This window comes from Candidatus Nitrospira neuquenensis, from assembly GCF_979578155.1.
Window position 1 is genome coordinate 98422 of record NZ_CEFZDU010000003.1, and the last position, 16992, is coordinate 115413.

Genomic DNA, 16992 nt, shown 5'->3' on the forward strand with positions numbered 1-16992 from the left:
CGCCGCGCGGCCCCAGAGCCCGCGTTCTTGCGGGACGGTACCGACGACGCCTATAGTGCAGGGCGACGCGAAGGAGACGAGCATGCCGGCGCAACACCTGTGGCGATCGCTTCGGAGCGGGCACTGGCCCACGCTCCTCGCCGCCTGGCTGCATTTCGAAGTGAGCTTCATGGTCTGGCTCCTCATCGGGGCGCTCGCGGTGCCGATCGCGGAGGAGTTCGGCCTGGGTCCCGGCGCGAAGGGGTTGTTGGTGGCGGTGCCCCTCTTGAGCGGCTCGCTCTTGCGCGTGCCCGTCGGCCTGCTCGCGGACCGCCACGGCGCCAAGCCCGTGGGGATGGCGATCCTCGGCTGTGCGGGGCTCGGCCTGCTGTGGGGCTGGAGCGCGGCGGGTACCTATGGGGAAATGCTCGGGGTCGGGCTGGCCGTCGGCGTGGCCGGGGCGAGCTTCGCCGTCGCCCTGCAGCTGGCCAGCGTGGCCTACCCACCGGCGCACCAGGGGCTGGCCCTCGGTGTGGCCGCCTCGGCCAACAGCGGGACCGTGCTGGCGATGCTGGCGGCGCCGGCGTTGGCCGAGGCGTTCGGGTGGCGCGGCGTCTTCGGGGCCCTCGCCCTGCCGGTTTTCGCGACCCTCCTGCTCTTCGCCGCGCTGGTGCCCGGGACTCCGGGGCGGGCTCGCCGGGCGACGGACTCGCCCTGGCCCGCATCGCTCGCGGACGCGCTGCGCCGCCGGTCGTTGCCCTGGCTCTGCGCGCTGTATGCCGTGACCTTCGGCGGCTTCGTCGGGCTGTCGAGCTTCCTGCCGACTTTCCTGCACGATCGGTATGGCCTCGACGTCGTCGCCGCGGGGGCGGTCACGGCGGGCTGCGCGCTGGCCGGGAGTCTGGTCCGACCGGCCGGGGGCTATGCCGCCGACCGGAGGGAAGCGCTGGGGTTGTTGCGGTGGCTCTTCCCGTTTGTCGCCCTCCTCGGCCTGGGCGTCGGCGCGATGCCGCCGCTCCCGTGGGCGGCGCCGGTGTTGTTCCTGTCCGTCACGCTGTTGGGGTTCGGCAACGGCGTGGTCTTTCGGCTGGTGTCCGAGCGGTTTCCCAAGCAGATCGGCCTTGCCGCCGGCCTGGTCGGCGCGGCGGGCGCCTTCGGGGGCTTCCTGCTCCCGCTGTCCCTGGGACTGCTCCATGAGCTGACGGGGAGTTATCGGTCGGGGTTCTTCGGGTTCGCGGCGGTGGCCATGGGCGCCTGGGCCAGCGTCGAGGCGGCGCATCGTGCGCGAAACAGTCCGGCCGCGGAGCCCGGCGGTTTTTCCCGTTGACACGATGGGGAGATAAGTTTTACCTTTTGAGCACTTAGCTTGACGGCGACAGAGGCAGGAGGCTCACGCATGGCCGCGGGCTTCGACACGATCGACGAGGCGATCAAGGAGATCAAGAAGGGCCGCTTCGTGATCCTCGTGGATGACGAGGACCGCGAGAACGAGGGCGACCTGGTGATGGCGGCGGAGAAGGTGACGCCGCAGGCCATCAACTTCATGGCCAAGCACGCCCGCGGGCTGATCTGCCTGGCCCTGACGCCGGAGCGGGTGGAGGAGCTCCAGCTCCCGCCGCAGGCCGCCGAGAACACGGCGACCTTCGGCACGGCCTTCACGGTCTCCATCGACGCCCGCAAGCACATCACGACGGGCATCTCGGCCGCCGACCGGGCGACCACGATCCGCACGGCCATCGACCCCAAATGCAAGCCGGCCGACCTCGCCAGGCCCGGCCACGTGTTTCCCCTCAAGGCCCAGAAGGGCGGGGTGCTCAAGCGCGCCGGGCAGACCGAGGGCTCCGTGGACCTAGCCCGGCTCGCGGGCCTCTACCCGGCGGCCGTCATCTGCGAGATCATGAACGACGACGGCACGATGGCGCGCGTGCCGGAGCTGCAGGCCGTGGCGAAGGCGCACGGGCTGAAGATCGTCACGGTCAAGGACCTCATCGAATACCGGATGCGCCGCGAGACCTTCATCAAGCGCATCGCGGGCGCGAAGCTGCCGACCCTGTTCGGCGAGTTCGAGGCGGTGGTCTTCGAGAATGAGGTGGACGGCGGTACCCACATCGCGCTCGTGAAGGGGCTCGTGGACCAGGGGCCCACCCTCGTGCGCGTCCACTCCGGCTGTCTGACCGCCGACGTGTTCGGCTCGCTCCGGTGCGATTGCCGCGACCAGCTCCACCACGCGATGCGGATCATCGAGAAGGAGGGGCGGGGCGTCCTCCTCTACCTGAACCAGGAAGGTCGGGGCATCGGGCTGCTGAACAAGATCCGGGCCTACAAGCTGCAGGACGAGGGCAGCGACACGGTCGAGGCCAACCTGCAGCTCGGCTTCAAGCCGGACCTGCGCGACTACGGGATCGGCGCACAGATTCTCGTGAACCTGGGCCTCCGCGACATCCGGCTGATCACCAACAACCCGCGCAAGATCGTCGGCATCGAGGGCTACGGCCTGCGGGTCGTCGAGCGCGTGCCCATCGAGATTCCGCCGCACGAGGCGAACGAGCGGTACCTGCGGACGAAGAAGACCAAGCTCGGCCACATCCTGAGCAACGTGTGACGGCGCGGCGCCGCGCACGCGGTTCCTTTCCTCCCGGCCTGGACACGCGACGGCATGACGACCATCGAAGGCCATCTTGACGCCAGGGGCCTGCGCTTCGGCCTCGTCGTCAGCCGCTTCAACGAGTTCATCACGCGCCGGCTCCTCGCCGCCGCGGTCGAGACCCTGACCGAGGCCGGCGCCGCGGACGAGGCCCTGGTCGTCGTGCGCGTGCCCGGCGCCTTCGAGATTCCGCTCGCGGCGCGCGCGCTCGCGTCGTCCCGTCGGGTGGACGCCGTGATCTGCCTCGGCGCCGTCATCCGCGGCGAGACCCCGCATTTCGAGTACATCAGCGCCGAGGCCGCGCGGGGCATCGCCCGGGCGTCGCTCGATGCGCGCCTGCCGGTCATCTTCGGCGTCCTCACGACGGACACGGTGGACCAGGCGCTCGCGCGCGCCGGCGCGGGGGAGCGCAACCGCGGGGCCGACGCCGCGCGGACGGCGATCGAGATGGCGACGCTGCTCAAACAGTTGAAAGGGCCTAGGCAAGGGAGCAAGTTGCAAGGGGCAGGCGGCAAACGAGGTCCACGGGGGAGCCGCAGGTCCTGACGGCCTCTACTCGCCCGCGTGTGGACTTGCTACTTGCCGCCGTTCGATCATGGGCAGCCGTCGCACAGCACGCGCGCGCGCGCTCCAGTTGCTCTTCCAGTGGGACATCCACGGGGCGCCGGGCCCCTGGCTGCAGGACTTCTGGCTCCAACACCCGGAACCGGACGACGTGCGCGAGTTCGCGGATCGGCTCGTCGAGGGTGTCCGGGAGCGGCGCCAGGAGCTGGATACCGTGATCGGTGCACAGTCCGCCAACTGGACCGTCGGCCGCATGCCGGTCGTGGACCGGAACATCCTGCGCGCGGCGGTGTACGAGCTCCTGTGGATGCCGGACGTGCCGGCTCGCGTCACGATCAACGAGGCCGTCGAGCTGGCCCGGGCCTTCGCGGATGAGGAAGCGACGGGCTTCGTCAACGGCGTGCTGGACAAGATCCTCAGGGTGGACGAGCGGCTGGCCGGCAAGCGGGCGGAGGCCGAAGCGGCGGTGAAACGTAAAACGGGAGACGGCGATCGCGATCTATCCCGCGAGCGATGCGGCGCGACCGACGAGAGACGAGAGACGAACCATGGGTGAGTGGTGATTGACCGGTACACGCTCCCGCGCATGAAGGCGGTCTGGGAGCTGAGGCGTAAATACGAGGTCTGGCTGGAGGTGGAGCTGCTGGCCTGCGAGGCGCTGGAGCGGGCGGGCAAGGTGCCCCGCGGCGTCACGGCTCGCGTCCGTCGCCGGGCCAAGATCGACCCGGACCGGATCGCCGCGATCGAGAAGGTGGTCAAGCACGACGTGATCGCCTTCCTGGAGTCGCTGGCCGAGTCCGTGGGGCCGGACGCGCGCCACCTGCACACGGGGCTCACCTCCTCCGACATCGTGGACACGGCCCTGGCCGTCCAGATGACGGAGGCGATGGACCTCGTCCTCCGGGACGTCGAGGGGCTGCTGGCGGTGCTCAAGGCCAGGGCCGTCGAGCATCGGGACACGGTCATGGTCGGGCGATCCCACGGGATTCACGGCGAGCCGATCTCCTTCGGCTTCAAGCTGGCCATCTGGTACGAGGAGGTTGTCCGGCACCGGGCGCGGCTCCGCGCCGCGCGGGAGGAGATCGCGGTCGGGAAGCTGTCCGGCGCGATGGGCACCTTCGCGCACTTGGGACCGGAGGTCGAGGCCTTTGTCTGCCGCCGGCTGGGCTTGAAGCCGGACCCCGTGTCCAGCCAGGTCGTGCAGCGGGACCGGCACGCCGCGTACCTCTCGGCGCTGGCCCTGCTCGCGGCGACGGTCGAGAAGATCGCCACCGAGGTCCGGCATCTGCAGCGGACCGAGGTGCTGGAGGCCGAGGAGTATTTCTCGGCCGGGCAAAAGGGCTCTTCCGCGATGCCGCACAAGCGGAACCCCATCGCTTCGGAGAACCTCTGCGGCCTCGCCCGCATCGTCCGGGCCAACAGCCTGGCCGCGCTGGAGAACGTCGCGCTCTGGCACGAGCGCGACATCAGCCACTCCTCGGTCGAGCGGGTGATCTTGCCGGACAGCACGATTCTCGTGGACTACATGCTGGCCCGGCTCACCGAGATCGTCCGGACGCTGCTGGTCTATCCCGATCGCATGAAGCGGAACTTGGAGCTCACCGGCGGCCTGATCTACTCGCAACGGCTCCTGTTGGCCCTGGTGGAGCGGGGCGCCCAGCGGAAGGACGCCTACGAGGCGGTCCAGCGCTGCGCGATGGAGGCCTGGCGGGGCAGGGCCGGGTTCCAGGACCTCATCGCCAAGGACCCACTGGTGACCCGCTACCTGACGCCGCAGCGCATCGCCGCCTGCTTCGACGCGCGGTACTATCTGCGGCACCTGGATACGATCTACCGGCGCGTCTTCACGGGGCCGCGCGGCGGCCGGCCTCGACGGCCGGGGAGGGGAACCTGACGATGGCCGATGCCGCCGGGACGAAGGGCGCGCTGCTCTACGAGGGCAAGGCCAAGAAGGTCTTCGAGACGTCCGACCCCGACCAGGTCATCCAGTACTTCAAGGACGATGCGACGGCCTTCAACGCCCAGAAGAAGGGGACGATCCTCGACAAGGGCCTCGTCAACAACCGGGTCAGCGAGCGGCTCTTCCGTCTGCTGGAGGAGGGCGGCGTGCCGACCCACTTCGTTAAGCGGCTCAGCGACCGGGAGATGCTGACGAGGAAGGTGCGGATCGTCCCGATCGAGGTCGTGGTCCGCAACCTCGTGGCCGGAAGCCTCGCCAAGCGGCTCGGCCTCCCGGAGGGCGAGCCGATCGCGCCGCCGCTCGTCGAGTTCTATTACAAGCACGACGCGCTGGGCGATCCCCTGATCACCGAGGAGCATATCCGCCTGCTCAAGCTGGCCGATGCCGCGACGGTGGCGGACATCAAGGCTCTCGCGCTCAAGGTCAACGGCATCCTCGTCCCGTTCTTCCGGGAGCGGCGCATGATCCTGGTGGACTTCAAGCTGGAGTTCGGGCTGCATCGGGGGCGGCTCATCCTGGCCGACGAAATCTCTCCCGACACCTGCCGGTTCTGGGACCAGGAGACGCGGGAGTCCATGGACAAGGACCGCTTCCGCAAGGACCTGGGGCGGATCGAGGAGGCCTACCGGGAGGTGCTGCGCCGTGTCTGCGCCTGAGCCGGCGCCGCGCCGCACGGTCGCCCAGCGGTTGATGGACTACGGGCTGATCGCCGCCGTGTCCGTCTGGGTGGCGGCCGTGGCCCTGATGGCCTACCACGCGCCCGACCCGTTCTGGCGGTGGACCTTCGCGGCCCTCGCGCTGGCGGGCCTCGGGACGATCGGCCTGATTCTCTGGGTGAAGACGTACATCGGCAACTTGACCCGGGTGACGGAGGAGGAACGACGACCGTGAAGGCGAAGATTCACGTGACCCTGAAGCCCGGCATCCTGGACCCGCAGGGCAAGGCGATCGAGCATGCGCTGGAGACCCTGGGGTTCACCGGCGCCGGCAACGTCCGGATGGGCAAATACCTGGAGATGGACCTCAAGGAGTCGGCCAGGGACAAGGCCGAGGCCCAGGTCAAGGCCATGTGCGAGAAGCTCCTGGCCAACACCATTATCGAAGAATACAGCTACGAGCTGACACCGTGAGTGTTGAACCTGTCGGGACGACGTCATTCGAAAGGTAAAATTCCAAACCGCTCATGCATTTCGGCGTCCTCATCTTTCCCGGCAGCAACTGCGACCACGACGTGATCTATGTCCTCTCCGACGTCCTGGGCCAGCGCGTCACGCCCGTCTGGCACAAGGAGACGTCGCTGACCGGGCTCGACGCCGTGATCCTGCCCGGCGGCTTCTCCTACGGCGACTACCTGCGGACCGGCGCCATCGCGCGCTTCTCGCCCGTGATGGGAGCGGTCACGCGCTTCGCCGCCGAGGGAGGGCTGGTGCTCGGCATCTGCAACGGGTTTCAGATCCTCCTGGAGGCCGGCCTGCTGCCGGGGGCCATGTTGCGGAACCGCTCGCTCGCCTTCATCTGCGAGGACGTGCACGTCCGCGTCGAGAACGCCGCCACGCCCTTCACGGGGCGCTGCGAGCCGGGGCAGGTGCTGAGGATTCCCATCGCCCACGCCGACGGGAACTACTACACCGACGCGGTGACCCTCTCCCAGCTCAAGGCCAACGCCCAGGTCGTGTTCCGCTACTGCACGCCGGAGGGGGAGCTCGCGGATGCGGCCAACCCCAACGGCTCGCTGGACGGCGTCGCCGGGATCATCAACGCGGCCGGCAACGTCATGGGCATGATGCCGCACCCCGAGCGGTGCGCCGAGGCAATCCTGGGGAACGAGGACGGCCGGCTGATCTTCCTTTCGATGCTGGACGCGCTGAACAAGGCGAGCCTCGGGGCTCGCACAGCCTAGGGGCGCCGGGCGTGGGACTTCCGCTACTCGCGTTCCTCGTCGTTCTCCTTGGCCCGGCCGCGGCGGTCGGCGCTGCACCGCTCGATCTCCAGGGGCTGGGACTGCCGCTGGACTGCCTGCTCGGGGAGACCTGTTGGCTGGTCAACTACGTGGACACGGACCCCTCGACGCAGGCGAGGGACTTCCGCTGCGGCCCGCGGACCTACAACGGCCATGACGGGACCGACTTCGCGATCCGTGACCTCGGCGTGATGGCCAAGGGGGTGTCTGTCGTGGCGAGCGCGCCCGGCCTCGTCATGAGCGTCCGGGATGGAGTGGCGGATGCGGCCCTCACCGGTGCGGCCTCCCGCGCCAGGGTCAAGGGGAAGGCGTGCGGCAACGGGGTGGTGCTCGATCATGGGGAGGGGTGGGAGACGCAGTACTGCCATCTGCGGAGGGGCAGCATCACGGTCAAGGTCGGCGAGCGGGTCGAGGCCGGCGCCCGACTCGGCCTCGTCGGGCTCTCCGGCCAGACGGAATTTCCCCATGTCCATCTGGCGGTCCGCCGGGACGGACGGGCGGTTGATCCCTTCACGGGCCGGGGAGCCGCCTCGGGATGCGGGCAGGAGGGTCAGGCCCTGTGGGGGGCCGGCCTCTTCCTGCCCTATGAGGAGGTGGTCCTGTACCACGCCGGCTTCGCCGCCGATCGGCCGGACCCGGCGGCCATCCGCAAGGGAGAGGGCCTCGACGGCCTCCTGTCGGCGAGCGCTCCGGCCCTGGTCTTCTGGGTGGACATCTTCGGCGTGGAGGCGGGCGACCGGCTGCGGTTCCAAATCACCGGTCCGGACGGGAAGCCGGTGCTGGAGGAGGAGCAGCCGATCGAGAAGACCCAGGCGCGCCGCTTCGCCTACGTCGGCAAGCGACTCAAGGCCGAGACCTGGCCGTCCGGTTCCTACACGGGCAGGGTCACGCTGACGCGCTCTGCCGAGGGCGGGGAGCTCAGCCGCGAAGTCGTGCGGACGGTGACGGTGCGCTGACAGAAGGAGGCCGCGGTGCGCAAGGCGTACAAGATGAAGCGGCGTGACGGATGAAAGCCACGGATCCGCCCATCACCAAGGATCTCGTCGCGCAGCACAACCTGACCGACGAGGAGTATCGGAAGATCGTCGAGGTCCTCGGCCGGGAGCCGAGCCTGACCGAGCTCGGCATGTTCTCCGTCATGTGGTCGGAGCATTGCTCCTACAAGAGCTCGCGCGTGCATCTCAAGAAGCTCCCGACCACGGGGCCGCGCGTGGTCCAGGGGCCGGGCGAGAACGCGGGCGCGGTGGACATCGGCGGCGGGCTCGCGGCCGTCTTCAAGATGGAGTCCCACAACCACCCCTCCTTCATCGAGCCCTACCAGGGCGCGGCGACCGGCGTAGGGGGCATCCTGCGCGACATTTTCACGATGGGGGCGAGGCCGATCGCGCTGCTCGACTCGCTGCGGTTCGGGCCGCTGGACCGGCCGTTGAACCGACATCTGTTCAAGGGCGTGGTCGCGGGTATCGCCGGCTACGGCAACTGCATGGGGGTGCCGACGGTCGGCGGCGAGGCCGTCTTCGGCGAAATCTATACCCACAATCCCCTCGTCAACGTCTTCTGCCTGGGCATCGTGAGGAAGGATCGCATCTTCAGGGGGCTCGCGACGGGCGTGGGGAACCCCGTGATCTACGTCGGCTCCAAGACCGGCCGGGACGGCATCCACGGCGCGACCATGGCCTCGGACTCCTTCGACGAGGGCTCGGAAGCCAAGCGGCCGACGGTCCAGGTCGGCGACCCCTTCACCGAGAAGCTCCTGCTGGAGGCCTGTCTGGAGCTGATGGCGGGCGACCTGCTCGTCGGCATCCAGGACATGGGCGCGGCGGGCCTGACCTCGTCCTCCTGCGAGATGGCCGCGCGGGCCGGCAACGGCGTGGAGCTGGACCTCGCGCAGGTGCCGCGGCGCGAGCCGGGCATGACGCCCTATGAGATCATGCTCTCCGAATCCCAGGAGCGGATGCTGATGATCGCCAAGGAGGGCCGCGAGGAGGAGGTGCTCGCCGTCTGCCGCAAGTGGGACCTCGACGCGGCGGTCATCGGCCGGGTCACGGCGGACGGGATGCTGCGGGTCCGCGAGGCCGGGAAAGTCGTGGCGGAGATTCCGGCCAGGGCGCTGGCGGACGACGGCCCGCGCTACGAGCGGCCCAGCGCCCCGCCCGCCTACCAGGAGACGCTCCAGGCGCTCAACCTCGACGTGCTGCCCGACCTGCCGCTCAAGACCTCCCCGACGGAGCTGCTGCTCTCCCTCCTCGCCTCGCCCACGATCGCGAGCAAGGCCTGGGTCTACCGGCAGTACGATCACATGGTGCGCACCAACACGCTCGTCCGTCCGGGCTCGGATGCCGCCGTGGTCCGCATCAAGGGCACGGACAAGGCCTTGGCCCTGACGACGGACGGCAACGGGCGGTACTGCCTGCTCCATCCCTACGTGGGCGCGATGATCGCGGTCGCGGAGGCGGCGCGCAACCTGGCCTGCTCGGGCGCGGAGCCGATCGGGCTGACCGACTGTCTGAACTTCGGCAACCCCGAGCGGCCGGACGTGATGTGGCAGTTCATCCTCTGCATCGAGGGGATCAAGGACGCCTGCGAGGCCTTGTCCATCCCCGTCGTCAGCGGCAATGTGAGCTTCTACAACGAGACGAACGGCCTGTCCATCTACCCGACGCCGATCCTCGGCATGGTCGGGCTGATCGAGCCGGCCGACCGCGCCATGACGCAGGGGTTCAAGCAGGTGGGCGACGTCATCATCCTGCTCGGGGAGAGCCGCGACGACCTGGGGGGCACGGAGTACCTGCGCGTCGTCCACCAGCGGGAGCAGGGCTCGCCGCCGCAGCTCGACCTGGAGCGGGAGAAGGCGGTCCAGGCCTGCGTGCGGGACCTGATCGGGGGCGGGCTCATTCGGTCGGCGCACGACTGCTCCGACGGCGGGCTCGCGGTGGCGCTGGCGGAATCCTGCCTTTCGGCTCCGGCGGGACCCCTGGGCGCCGTGGTAGAATTGGCGCCGTCCGGCCTCCGACGGGATTCGCTGTTGTTCGGCGAGAGTCAGTCACGCATCGTCGTGTCGGCCGGTCCGGACCAGGTTGACGCGGTGGTGAAGGCGGCACGGGGTCGCGGCGTGCCGGCCGCGGCGATCGGCCGGGTGGGCGGGGGCCGGCTCATCGTCGAGGTCGCGGCGGACCGCTGGGGGGCGGCCTGCCGGATCGACGCGGATCTCGCCGCGCTCCACGACGCCTGGGCGAACGGCATCGAGCGGGCGTTGGGGCAGTCGTGAAGGTGGGGGGGCAAGGGGCATGAGTGGGACCGGCAAGCAACGTCCGACCGCCTCACGCCCCACGCCCCACGCCTCACGCTCATTGCGGATCACCCCCGACAAGCTCCACGAGGAGTGCGCGGTCTTCGGCATCTACGGCCACAAGGAGGCTGCCAACCTCACCTACCTGGGGCTCTACGCGCTCCAGCACCGCGGCCAGGAGGGCTCCGGCATCGTCTCCAGCGACGGCGAGCAGTTCTACCTGGAGAAGGCCATGGGGCTCGTCGCGGACATCTACACCAAGGCCGTCCTCAAGCGCCTGCCCGGCCACATGGCGATCGGACATAACCGGTATTCGACGGCCGGCGACAGCAACCTCAAGAACGTCCAGCCGCTCACCGTCAACTTCGCGCTCGGGAACCTGGCGCTCGCCCACAACGGCAACCTGATCAACGCCACGATGCTCCGCAACGAGCTGGAGGCCTACGGCGCCATCTTCCAGTCCACGACGGACAGCGAGGTGATGATCCACCTGATCGCCCATTCGCGCGGGGACACGCTGCTCGCGCGGGTCGTGGACGCGCTGACTCAGATCCGCGGCGCCTTCTCCGTCGTGCTGTTGACCGACCGCGGGATCATCGCCGCGCGCGACCCCCACGGCTTCCGTCCCCTCTGCCTGGGCCGGATCAAGGACAGTTGGCTCGTCGCGTCCGAGAGCTGCGCCTTCGACCTGATCGGCGCCGAGTACGTGCGGGAGATCGAGCCGGGCGAGCTGGTCGTGCTGGACGAGAAGGGCGTCAGCAGCCACCGGCCCTTCCCGAAGACCGACCCGGCCATGTGCGTGTTCGAGCACGTCTACTTCGCCCGGCCCGACAGCCGCATCTTCAGCCAGCACGCCGTGTACCTGACGCGCAAGGCCTATGGACGGCAGCTCGCCAAGGAGGCCGGGGTGGACGCGGACATCGTGATCCCGGTCCCGGACTCGGGCGTGCCGGCGGCGCTCGGCTACGCGGAGGGGGCGCGCATTCCATTCGAGAACGGGCTGATCCGCAACCACTACGTGGGCCGTACCTTCATCGAGCCGCAGCAGGCGATCCGCCACTTCGGGGTGAAGATCAAGCTCAACGCGGTGCCCGAGGTGCTGGCCGGCAAGCGCGTCGTCGTGGTGGACGACTCGATCGTGCGGGGGACCACGAGCCGGAAGATCGTCAAGATGCTCCGGCACGCCGGCGCGCGGGAGGTCCACATGCGGATCAGCTCGCCGCCGATCATCTCTCCCTGCTTCTACGGGATCGACACGCCCACCCGCCGCGAGCTGATCGGCTGCAGCCACACGATCCAGGAGATCCGCAAGTACATCACCGCCGACAGCCTGGCCTACCTGAGCCTGGAGGGCATGCTCGCGGCCTCGCCGGGCCGGCCCGGGCACTACTGCACCGCCTGCTTCACCGAGCGGTATCCCATCCCCTTCACCAAGGCCGAGGAGCTGCAGCTCGGACTCTTCGAGCCGCTTCTGTGAGCCGGTTGCCGCTGATTTTCTCCGCGTGCTAGGATAGCGGCCGGAGCCCATCAGCGTCGGGGCGCGCCGTCAGCAGCGCGCCCGGGACCCGCATCTCATCCAGTCTTTCGGCGGAGGCCACGATGAAGCGGACAGCCGGAATCCTCCTGAGCCTGGCGCTGGTCGCGACGGTCGCGACCACCGCATCGGCCAAGAGCTACTTCAAGATCGGCGAGCAGGCGCCTTCCTTCACGCTCACGTCCCTGACGGGCGAACAGGTGTCCCTCGACGGCCTGCGGGGCAAGGTCGTGGTCCTGGGGCTATTCCACATCTGTGAGCCCTGCCTGAAGCAGGGGACCAACCTGCAGAAGGTCTACGAGGCGACGCGGGGGAAGAACGTCGCGGTGGTGGGCGTGAACTCCTCGGGCGACTCGAAGGAGGACGTCGCCGAGTTTCTCCGGCATTTTCCCGTGCAGGTGACCTACCCCTACCTGATCGATCCCAAGAAGACCACGGACAAGCTCTACGGCGGGGGCAAATTCATCCCGAACGTGTACATCATCGACCAGCAGGGCGTCATCCGCTGGCAACGGGTGGGCAACATGGACCTGGCCGGCCCCGACGTGATCCTGCAGGAGGTCGAGAAGCTGCTGGCGGCCGGCGGCGGCCTGTAACCGGGTGGCGGGGACGGCCGGGGGAGCAAGGGGGCGATGGACGAGATCGCGGCGGGGAAGGACAAGTTTCTCGGGCTGGTGAAGGGGGTGGACGCGGCCGTCGAGGTGGTGATCCCGGTCGCGCCCTCCAACGGGATGTTCCTCATCTCGCTCACCAAGGGGCCGAACCGGAAGTTCATCACGGTGTCGGAGGACGACCTCATCGACCTGCCGAACGAGGCGGACATCCTGGCCAAGGTGACCAAGGTGGTCAAGGACGCGGCGGCCGCGTTGTAGCGCGGGACGCGGGACGCAAGGCGCGGGACGCGATGAAGCAGGTCAGGCCCGGCATCTGGCAGTGGTCCTGGTTCTCGGAGGAGAAGCAGCTCGACTTCAACGGGCTTTTCCTCGTGGTCGGCGAGCACCGCGTGCTCGTGGACCCCCCGCCGTTGACGGCCGAGGCCAAGACCCACATCCGGCGCAGCGGCCAAGTGGACTACGTGCTCATCACGAACCGCGACCACGAGCGGGAGGCCGCGGCGTGCAAGGCCGAGTTCGGCTGCCGCATCTTTGTCCCGGAGGCCGACGCGCCGCAGATGACGATCCCCTACGACAAGACCTACAAGGACGGGGAGCTCCTGCCCGGCGGCATCTGGGCCGTGCACCTCAAGGACCAGAAGTCACCGGGGGAATGCGCGCTCTATCTCCAGCAGGGGGGCGGCTGTCTGATCGTGGGGGACGCATTGATCGGCAAGCCGCCCGGCTCCCTTTCCATGCTGCCCGCGGAGAAGTACGCCGACCCCGCCAAGGCCAAGGAAGGGCTGCGCCGGCTGCTCAACTACTCCTTCGACACCCTCCTGGTCGGGGACGGCGCCTCGATCCCGACCGGCGCCAAGGCGGCGGTCGAGCGGGCCCTCACCGCGTAAGTCCTCCCATGTTGCAGACCCAATCCGAGCTCCTCAACCGGCAGGGTAACGAGCACTTCTCGCGCGGCTTCTACACGGAGGCCTATGTGTGCTACATGCAGGCGCTCGAGTGCGACCGCCTCAGCGGCGACCAGCGCTCGCTCGTCGCCACGCTGGGGAACCTGGGCAACATCTGCGCCGTGAGCGGGAGGCGGGAGCAGGCCCAGGCCTACTACCAGGAGGTGCTGGAGCTGCAGAAGGTGCTCGGAGACGACCGGGGCATCGGCACGACGCTGGCGAACCTGGGCAACCTGCGCGCCGACGCGGGGGAGTGGGACCGGGCGCGGGCCTACTATCTCGAGGCCCGCGACCTCCTGGAACGGGCGGGCGAGCTGGCCGGCCTCGCCGTGCTCTATTCGGACCTGGGGCTGGTCGCGCGCGAGACCGGCCAGTACGAGGAGGCGATGCGCTGCTACGAGCAATCCCTGCTCCTGATGCGCCGGACCGGCAACGAAGCCGGCCTCGCCGACGGCTGGCGGATGATCGCGCGCACCTACCTGCTCCAGGGTCGCAGCGAAGAGGCCCTGGCCTGCTGCCGGACCAGCCAGGCCATCGCCGAGCGGCTCCACGACGAGTTGCGCCTCGGCGGTGCCTGGTACCTGATGGCTCAGGCCTACGAGAATCTCGGCCGGCTCGCCGAGGCGGCCGACCTGCTGGAGCGGGTCGTCCTCGTGGACCGCAAGTACGGCCTGCCCAAGCTGGAAGAGAACAGCCGGCGCCTGGCCGGCCTGCGGGCAAGGCTCTCCGGCGCCGAGGGCGGCTCCCCCGGTCTCCGCGCGGGGCGGGAGGGCCGGCGCGCATGAGCGACCAACCCGCCGCGCTGCCTGCCTGGGACGAGGCCCGCCTCCGCCTGATCGAGCGGGAGCCGATGCTCTACGAGCTGGAGCCGGGAGGGCCGCTGGCCATGGAGCTGGGCTCGGAGGACTGGATCCTCGAAATCACCCCGGACGGCCGGCTGGTCTGCCAGGCCGGCATGGTCATGGACGACATCCGGAGCCTGTTGTCCGAGGGAACGCCGGAGGACCTGAACAACGACGAGCTGGCCAAGCAGGCGAAGTATTACCTCCAGCCGAAGGCGGCCAAGGTCCGGCGGACCTTCCTCGCCTCCGGGTTCGAAGAAACCACCGAGATGAACGAGTCCTACGTGGCGGTGACCTTTCACCGGACCGTGGATTTCAGCGAACCGGACGAGGTCTGCCGGCTGATCCGGTGGTGCCGGGACCAGTTCGCCCGCGCGGCGTGAGTGGGGGGACGCATGGCGCTCGACGGCTGGGCGACGGCGGAGGGGACGAGGCGCTATCGGGAGCGGATGGTCGCGGCTGGCCTCGCCGATGAGGGCCACTTCCGCGAGGGGCTCGGCGGGCTGGTCCTCTCCTCCGTGGGCCTCGGCACCTACCTGGGCGATCACGACGATCGGACCGACGCCGGCTACCGGGAGGCGATCGCGCAGGCGGTCACGGCCGGCTGCAACGTGCTGGACAGCGCGATCAACTACCGCTGCCAGCGCAGCGAGCGCGCCGTCGGCCGGGCCCTCGCCGACCTCGTCCGCACCGGCGCGGTGCGGCGCGACGAGATCCTCGTCACCACCAAGGGCGGCTATATCCCCTACGAGGGCGCGCCGCCTCGCGACCACGACGCCTACGTCCGGCAGGCCTTCGTGATGCCGGGGATCGTGGAGGCCGGCGAGTTGGTCGGCGGCTGCCACTGTCTCTCGCCGCGCTATCTCCGGCACCAGGTGGAGGCGAGCCGCAAGAACCTCGGTCTGGCCTGCCTCGACGTCTACTACCTGCACAACCCCGAGTCCCAGCTCGACGAGGTGTCGCGCGAAGAGTTCCTCGCGCGGATGCGCGCCGCCTTCGAGACGCTCGAGGGGGCGGCGGGTGCGGGGGCCCTGCGCGTCTACGGCACGGCCACCTGGAACGGCTACCGGACGAAGCCCGGCGCGCGCGGCCACCTGTCGCTCGAGACCCTGGTGGGGCTCGCCCGGGAGGTCGGCGGGCCCACCCATCGCTTCCGGGTCGTCCAGCTTCCCTACAACCTGGCGATGCCGGAGGCGTTGGCCCAGCCCACCCAGCCCTTGAACGGCCGGATGGTGCCCTTCCTGGTCGCGGCACAGGCGCTCGGCCTCTACGTGATGGCCAGCGCCTCGATCCTGCAGGGGCGGCTGAGCGACGGGCTCCCCGGCGACTTGCGCGGGAAGCTCAACGGCGATACCGACGCCCAGCGGGCCATTCAGTTCGTCCGCTCGACGCCGGGGCTCGGGACGGCCCTGGTCGGCATGGGCTCCGCGGGGCATGTGAAGGAAAACCTCGCCGTCGCACGACGGGCGCCCCTGACCGCCGAGCAGTTCGGAGCCCTTTTCGCATGAGGGCGAAGGGGGCGATCCGCGGCTTCGACGAGTTGCGTGACGCCGTCTTCGCCTTTCGCCGGCCGCGGATCATCCTCACCGCGCTGGAGTTGGACCTGTTCTCCGCGATCGGCCGGCGGGCCTGGGCCGTGCCCGCCCTCGCCCGGAAGCTGGACGTGAGCCCGCGCGGGCTTTCGATCCTCTGCCGGAACTTGGCTTCCGCCGGCCTCTTGACCCCGGTCGGTGTCCGCTACCGCAACAGCCCCTTCGCCGCGCGGGAGCTGGACGCGACGAGCCCCGCCTTCCGGAGCGCCTACCTCGACCTGATCCGGACTCAATGGGACGACTGGTCGCAGCTCACGGACTGTGTGCGGACGGGTCGCCCCGTGGAGCATGAGGACCCGGACGACCCGGCTTACCGGCGCAGCTTCAGTTGGGCGATGCACCAGCGTTCCCTGGAAGTGGCGCCGCGGGTGGCGCGGGCCCTGGACCTCAGGGGCGCGCGGACGCTCCTGGACCTGGGCGGCGGGCCGGGGACCTACGCGCTGGAATTCCTGGCGCGCAACCCGGGCCTGCGGGCGGCGGTCTGCGACCGGCCGCCCGCGCTCGATGTGGCGCGGGAGCTGGCCGCAAAGAGCCGGCACGGCCGGCGGCTGGACTATCTCCCGGTGGACTTCATGTGCCGGCCCATCCCGGGCCGCTACGACGTCGTCTGGCTGTCGAACGTCATCCATATCTACGGGCCGGAGGAGAACCGGCGGCTGTTTCGCCGGATCCTGGCCGCGCTGGCGCCCGGCGGCCGGCTCTTGATCCAGGATGCCTTCACCCTCGACCAGCGGGGCCTTCAGCCGGCCGAGGCCAACCTCTTCGCGGTCACGATGCTGCTGTTCACGGAGACCGGCGACACCTACGGCGCGGAGGAAACGTGCGCCTGGCTGCGGAAGGCGGGGTTCGAGCGGGTGCGGCGGCTCAGGCTCCGGGGCGCGGAGGGCGACTGGGAGGGCGGGCTCCTGGAGGCGTGGAAGCCTCGCCGACCGAGAGGAAGCCGCGGCCGCCGAGCAGGATCAGCAGGAAGCTCAGGGCGCCGGTGAGGCCGCTCGTCAGGAGCGCCGTCGCCTGTCCCGCTCCCTTCGTCAGCTCCTGGACGACCGTCGAGATATCGAGGGCCAGGCCGA

General features: G+C 69.6%; 19 protein-coding genes. All 19 read left to right on the plus strand.

Annotation, left to right across the window (positions count from 1 at the left end):
* Positions 1 to 82 precede the first annotated feature (82 nt).
* The 19 genes from AC1U7O_RS01745 (at position 83) to AC1U7O_RS01835 (ending at position 16908) form a co-directional block, all read left to right on the plus strand.
* On the plus strand, positions 83 to 1306 hold the full coding sequence (locus AC1U7O_RS01745) for an MFS transporter (RefSeq protein WP_479892836.1): 1224 nt from the start codon (positions 83 to 85) through the stop codon (positions 1304 to 1306).
* Positions 1307 to 1375: 69 nt separating this feature from the next.
* Complete coding sequence (locus AC1U7O_RS01750) at positions 1376 to 2581, plus strand: bifunctional 3,4-dihydroxy-2-butanone-4-phosphate synthase/GTP cyclohydrolase II (RefSeq protein WP_479892838.1); 1206 nt, start codon at positions 1376 to 1378, stop codon at positions 2579 to 2581.
* A 54-nt stretch (positions 2582 to 2635) separates the two neighbouring features.
* Positions 2636 to 3169 (plus strand): 6,7-dimethyl-8-ribityllumazine synthase, encoded by a 534-nt coding sequence (gene ribH, locus AC1U7O_RS01755; RefSeq protein ID WP_479892839.1) that lies wholly within the window; start codon positions 2636 to 2638, stop codon positions 3167 to 3169.
* 49 nt (positions 3170 to 3218) lie between these two features.
* Positions 3219 to 3743, plus strand: coding sequence for a transcription antitermination factor NusB (gene nusB / locus AC1U7O_RS01760; RefSeq protein ID WP_479892840.1), 525 nt, complete (start codon positions 3219 to 3221; stop codon positions 3741 to 3743).
* A gap of 3 nt (positions 3744 to 3746) precedes the next feature.
* Positions 3747 to 5081: an adenylosuccinate lyase gene (gene purB / locus AC1U7O_RS01765; RefSeq protein WP_479892842.1), complete on the plus strand. Its 1335-nt coding sequence runs from the start codon at positions 3747 to 3749 to the stop codon at positions 5079 to 5081.
* Positions 5082 to 5083: 2 nt separating this feature from the next.
* Positions 5084 to 5803, plus strand: coding sequence for a phosphoribosylaminoimidazolesuccinocarboxamide synthase (gene purC, locus AC1U7O_RS01770; RefSeq protein WP_479892843.1), 720 nt, complete (start codon positions 5084 to 5086; stop codon positions 5801 to 5803).
* Positions 5790 to 6038 carry a hypothetical protein gene (locus AC1U7O_RS01775; protein WP_479892844.1) on the plus strand — a complete coding sequence of 83 codons (249 nt, stop codon included), beginning with the start codon at positions 5790 to 5792 and terminating at the stop codon, positions 6036 to 6038. Before purC ends, AC1U7O_RS01775 begins: the two co-directional genes overlap by 14 nt.
* Complete coding sequence (gene purS / locus AC1U7O_RS01780; protein WP_479892845.1) at positions 6035 to 6277, plus strand: phosphoribosylformylglycinamidine synthase subunit PurS; 243 nt, start codon at positions 6035 to 6037, stop codon at positions 6275 to 6277. Before AC1U7O_RS01775 ends, purS begins: the two co-directional genes overlap by 4 nt.
* Before the next feature lie 53 nt (positions 6278 to 6330).
* Positions 6331 to 7047 (plus strand): phosphoribosylformylglycinamidine synthase subunit PurQ, encoded by a 717-nt coding sequence (gene purQ / locus AC1U7O_RS01785; RefSeq protein WP_479892846.1) that lies wholly within the window; start codon positions 6331 to 6333, stop codon positions 7045 to 7047.
* 11 nt (positions 7048 to 7058) lie between these two features.
* A complete protein-coding gene (locus AC1U7O_RS01790; RefSeq protein WP_479892847.1) occupies positions 7059 to 8063 on the plus strand; it encodes a M23 family metallopeptidase in 1005 nt (334 codons plus the stop codon).
* Between the two features lie 50 nt (positions 8064 to 8113).
* The gene (gene purL, locus AC1U7O_RS01795; protein ID WP_479892849.1) at positions 8114 to 10375 is read left to right on the plus strand and encodes a phosphoribosylformylglycinamidine synthase subunit PurL; all 2262 of its coding nucleotides are present in this window, start codon (positions 8114 to 8116) and stop codon (positions 10373 to 10375) included.
* 19 nt (positions 10376 to 10394) lie between these two features.
* A complete protein-coding gene (gene purF / locus AC1U7O_RS01800) occupies positions 10395 to 11873 on the plus strand; it encodes an amidophosphoribosyltransferase (RefSeq protein WP_479892851.1) in 1479 nt (492 codons plus the stop codon).
* Positions 11874 to 11995: 122 nt separating this feature from the next.
* Positions 11996 to 12526 (plus strand): peroxiredoxin family protein, encoded by a 531-nt coding sequence (locus AC1U7O_RS01805; protein WP_479892852.1) that lies wholly within the window; start codon positions 11996 to 11998, stop codon positions 12524 to 12526.
* Between the two features lie 36 nt (positions 12527 to 12562).
* A complete protein-coding gene (locus AC1U7O_RS01810) occupies positions 12563 to 12802 on the plus strand; it encodes a hypothetical protein (protein ID WP_479892853.1) in 240 nt (79 codons plus the stop codon).
* A gap of 32 nt (positions 12803 to 12834) precedes the next feature.
* Complete coding sequence (locus AC1U7O_RS01815; RefSeq protein ID WP_479892854.1) at positions 12835 to 13431, plus strand: MBL fold metallo-hydrolase; 597 nt, start codon at positions 12835 to 12837, stop codon at positions 13429 to 13431.
* An 8-nt stretch (positions 13432 to 13439) separates the two neighbouring features.
* A complete protein-coding gene (locus AC1U7O_RS01820; RefSeq protein WP_479892855.1) occupies positions 13440 to 14273 on the plus strand; it encodes a tetratricopeptide repeat protein in 834 nt (277 codons plus the stop codon).
* Positions 14270 to 14713, plus strand: a complete 444-nt coding sequence (locus AC1U7O_RS01825) for a hypothetical protein (RefSeq protein WP_479892856.1) — start codon at positions 14270 to 14272, stop codon at positions 14711 to 14713. Before AC1U7O_RS01820 ends, AC1U7O_RS01825 begins: the two co-directional genes overlap by 4 nt.
* Before the next feature lie 12 nt (positions 14714 to 14725).
* Complete coding sequence (locus tag AC1U7O_RS01830) at positions 14726 to 15838, plus strand: aldo/keto reductase (RefSeq protein WP_479892857.1); 1113 nt, start codon at positions 14726 to 14728, stop codon at positions 15836 to 15838.
* Positions 15835 to 16908 (plus strand): class I SAM-dependent methyltransferase, encoded by a 1074-nt coding sequence (locus tag AC1U7O_RS01835; protein ID WP_479892858.1) that lies wholly within the window; start codon positions 15835 to 15837, stop codon positions 16906 to 16908. Before AC1U7O_RS01830 ends, AC1U7O_RS01835 begins: the two co-directional genes overlap by 4 nt.
* Positions 16909 to 16992 lie beyond the last annotated feature (84 nt).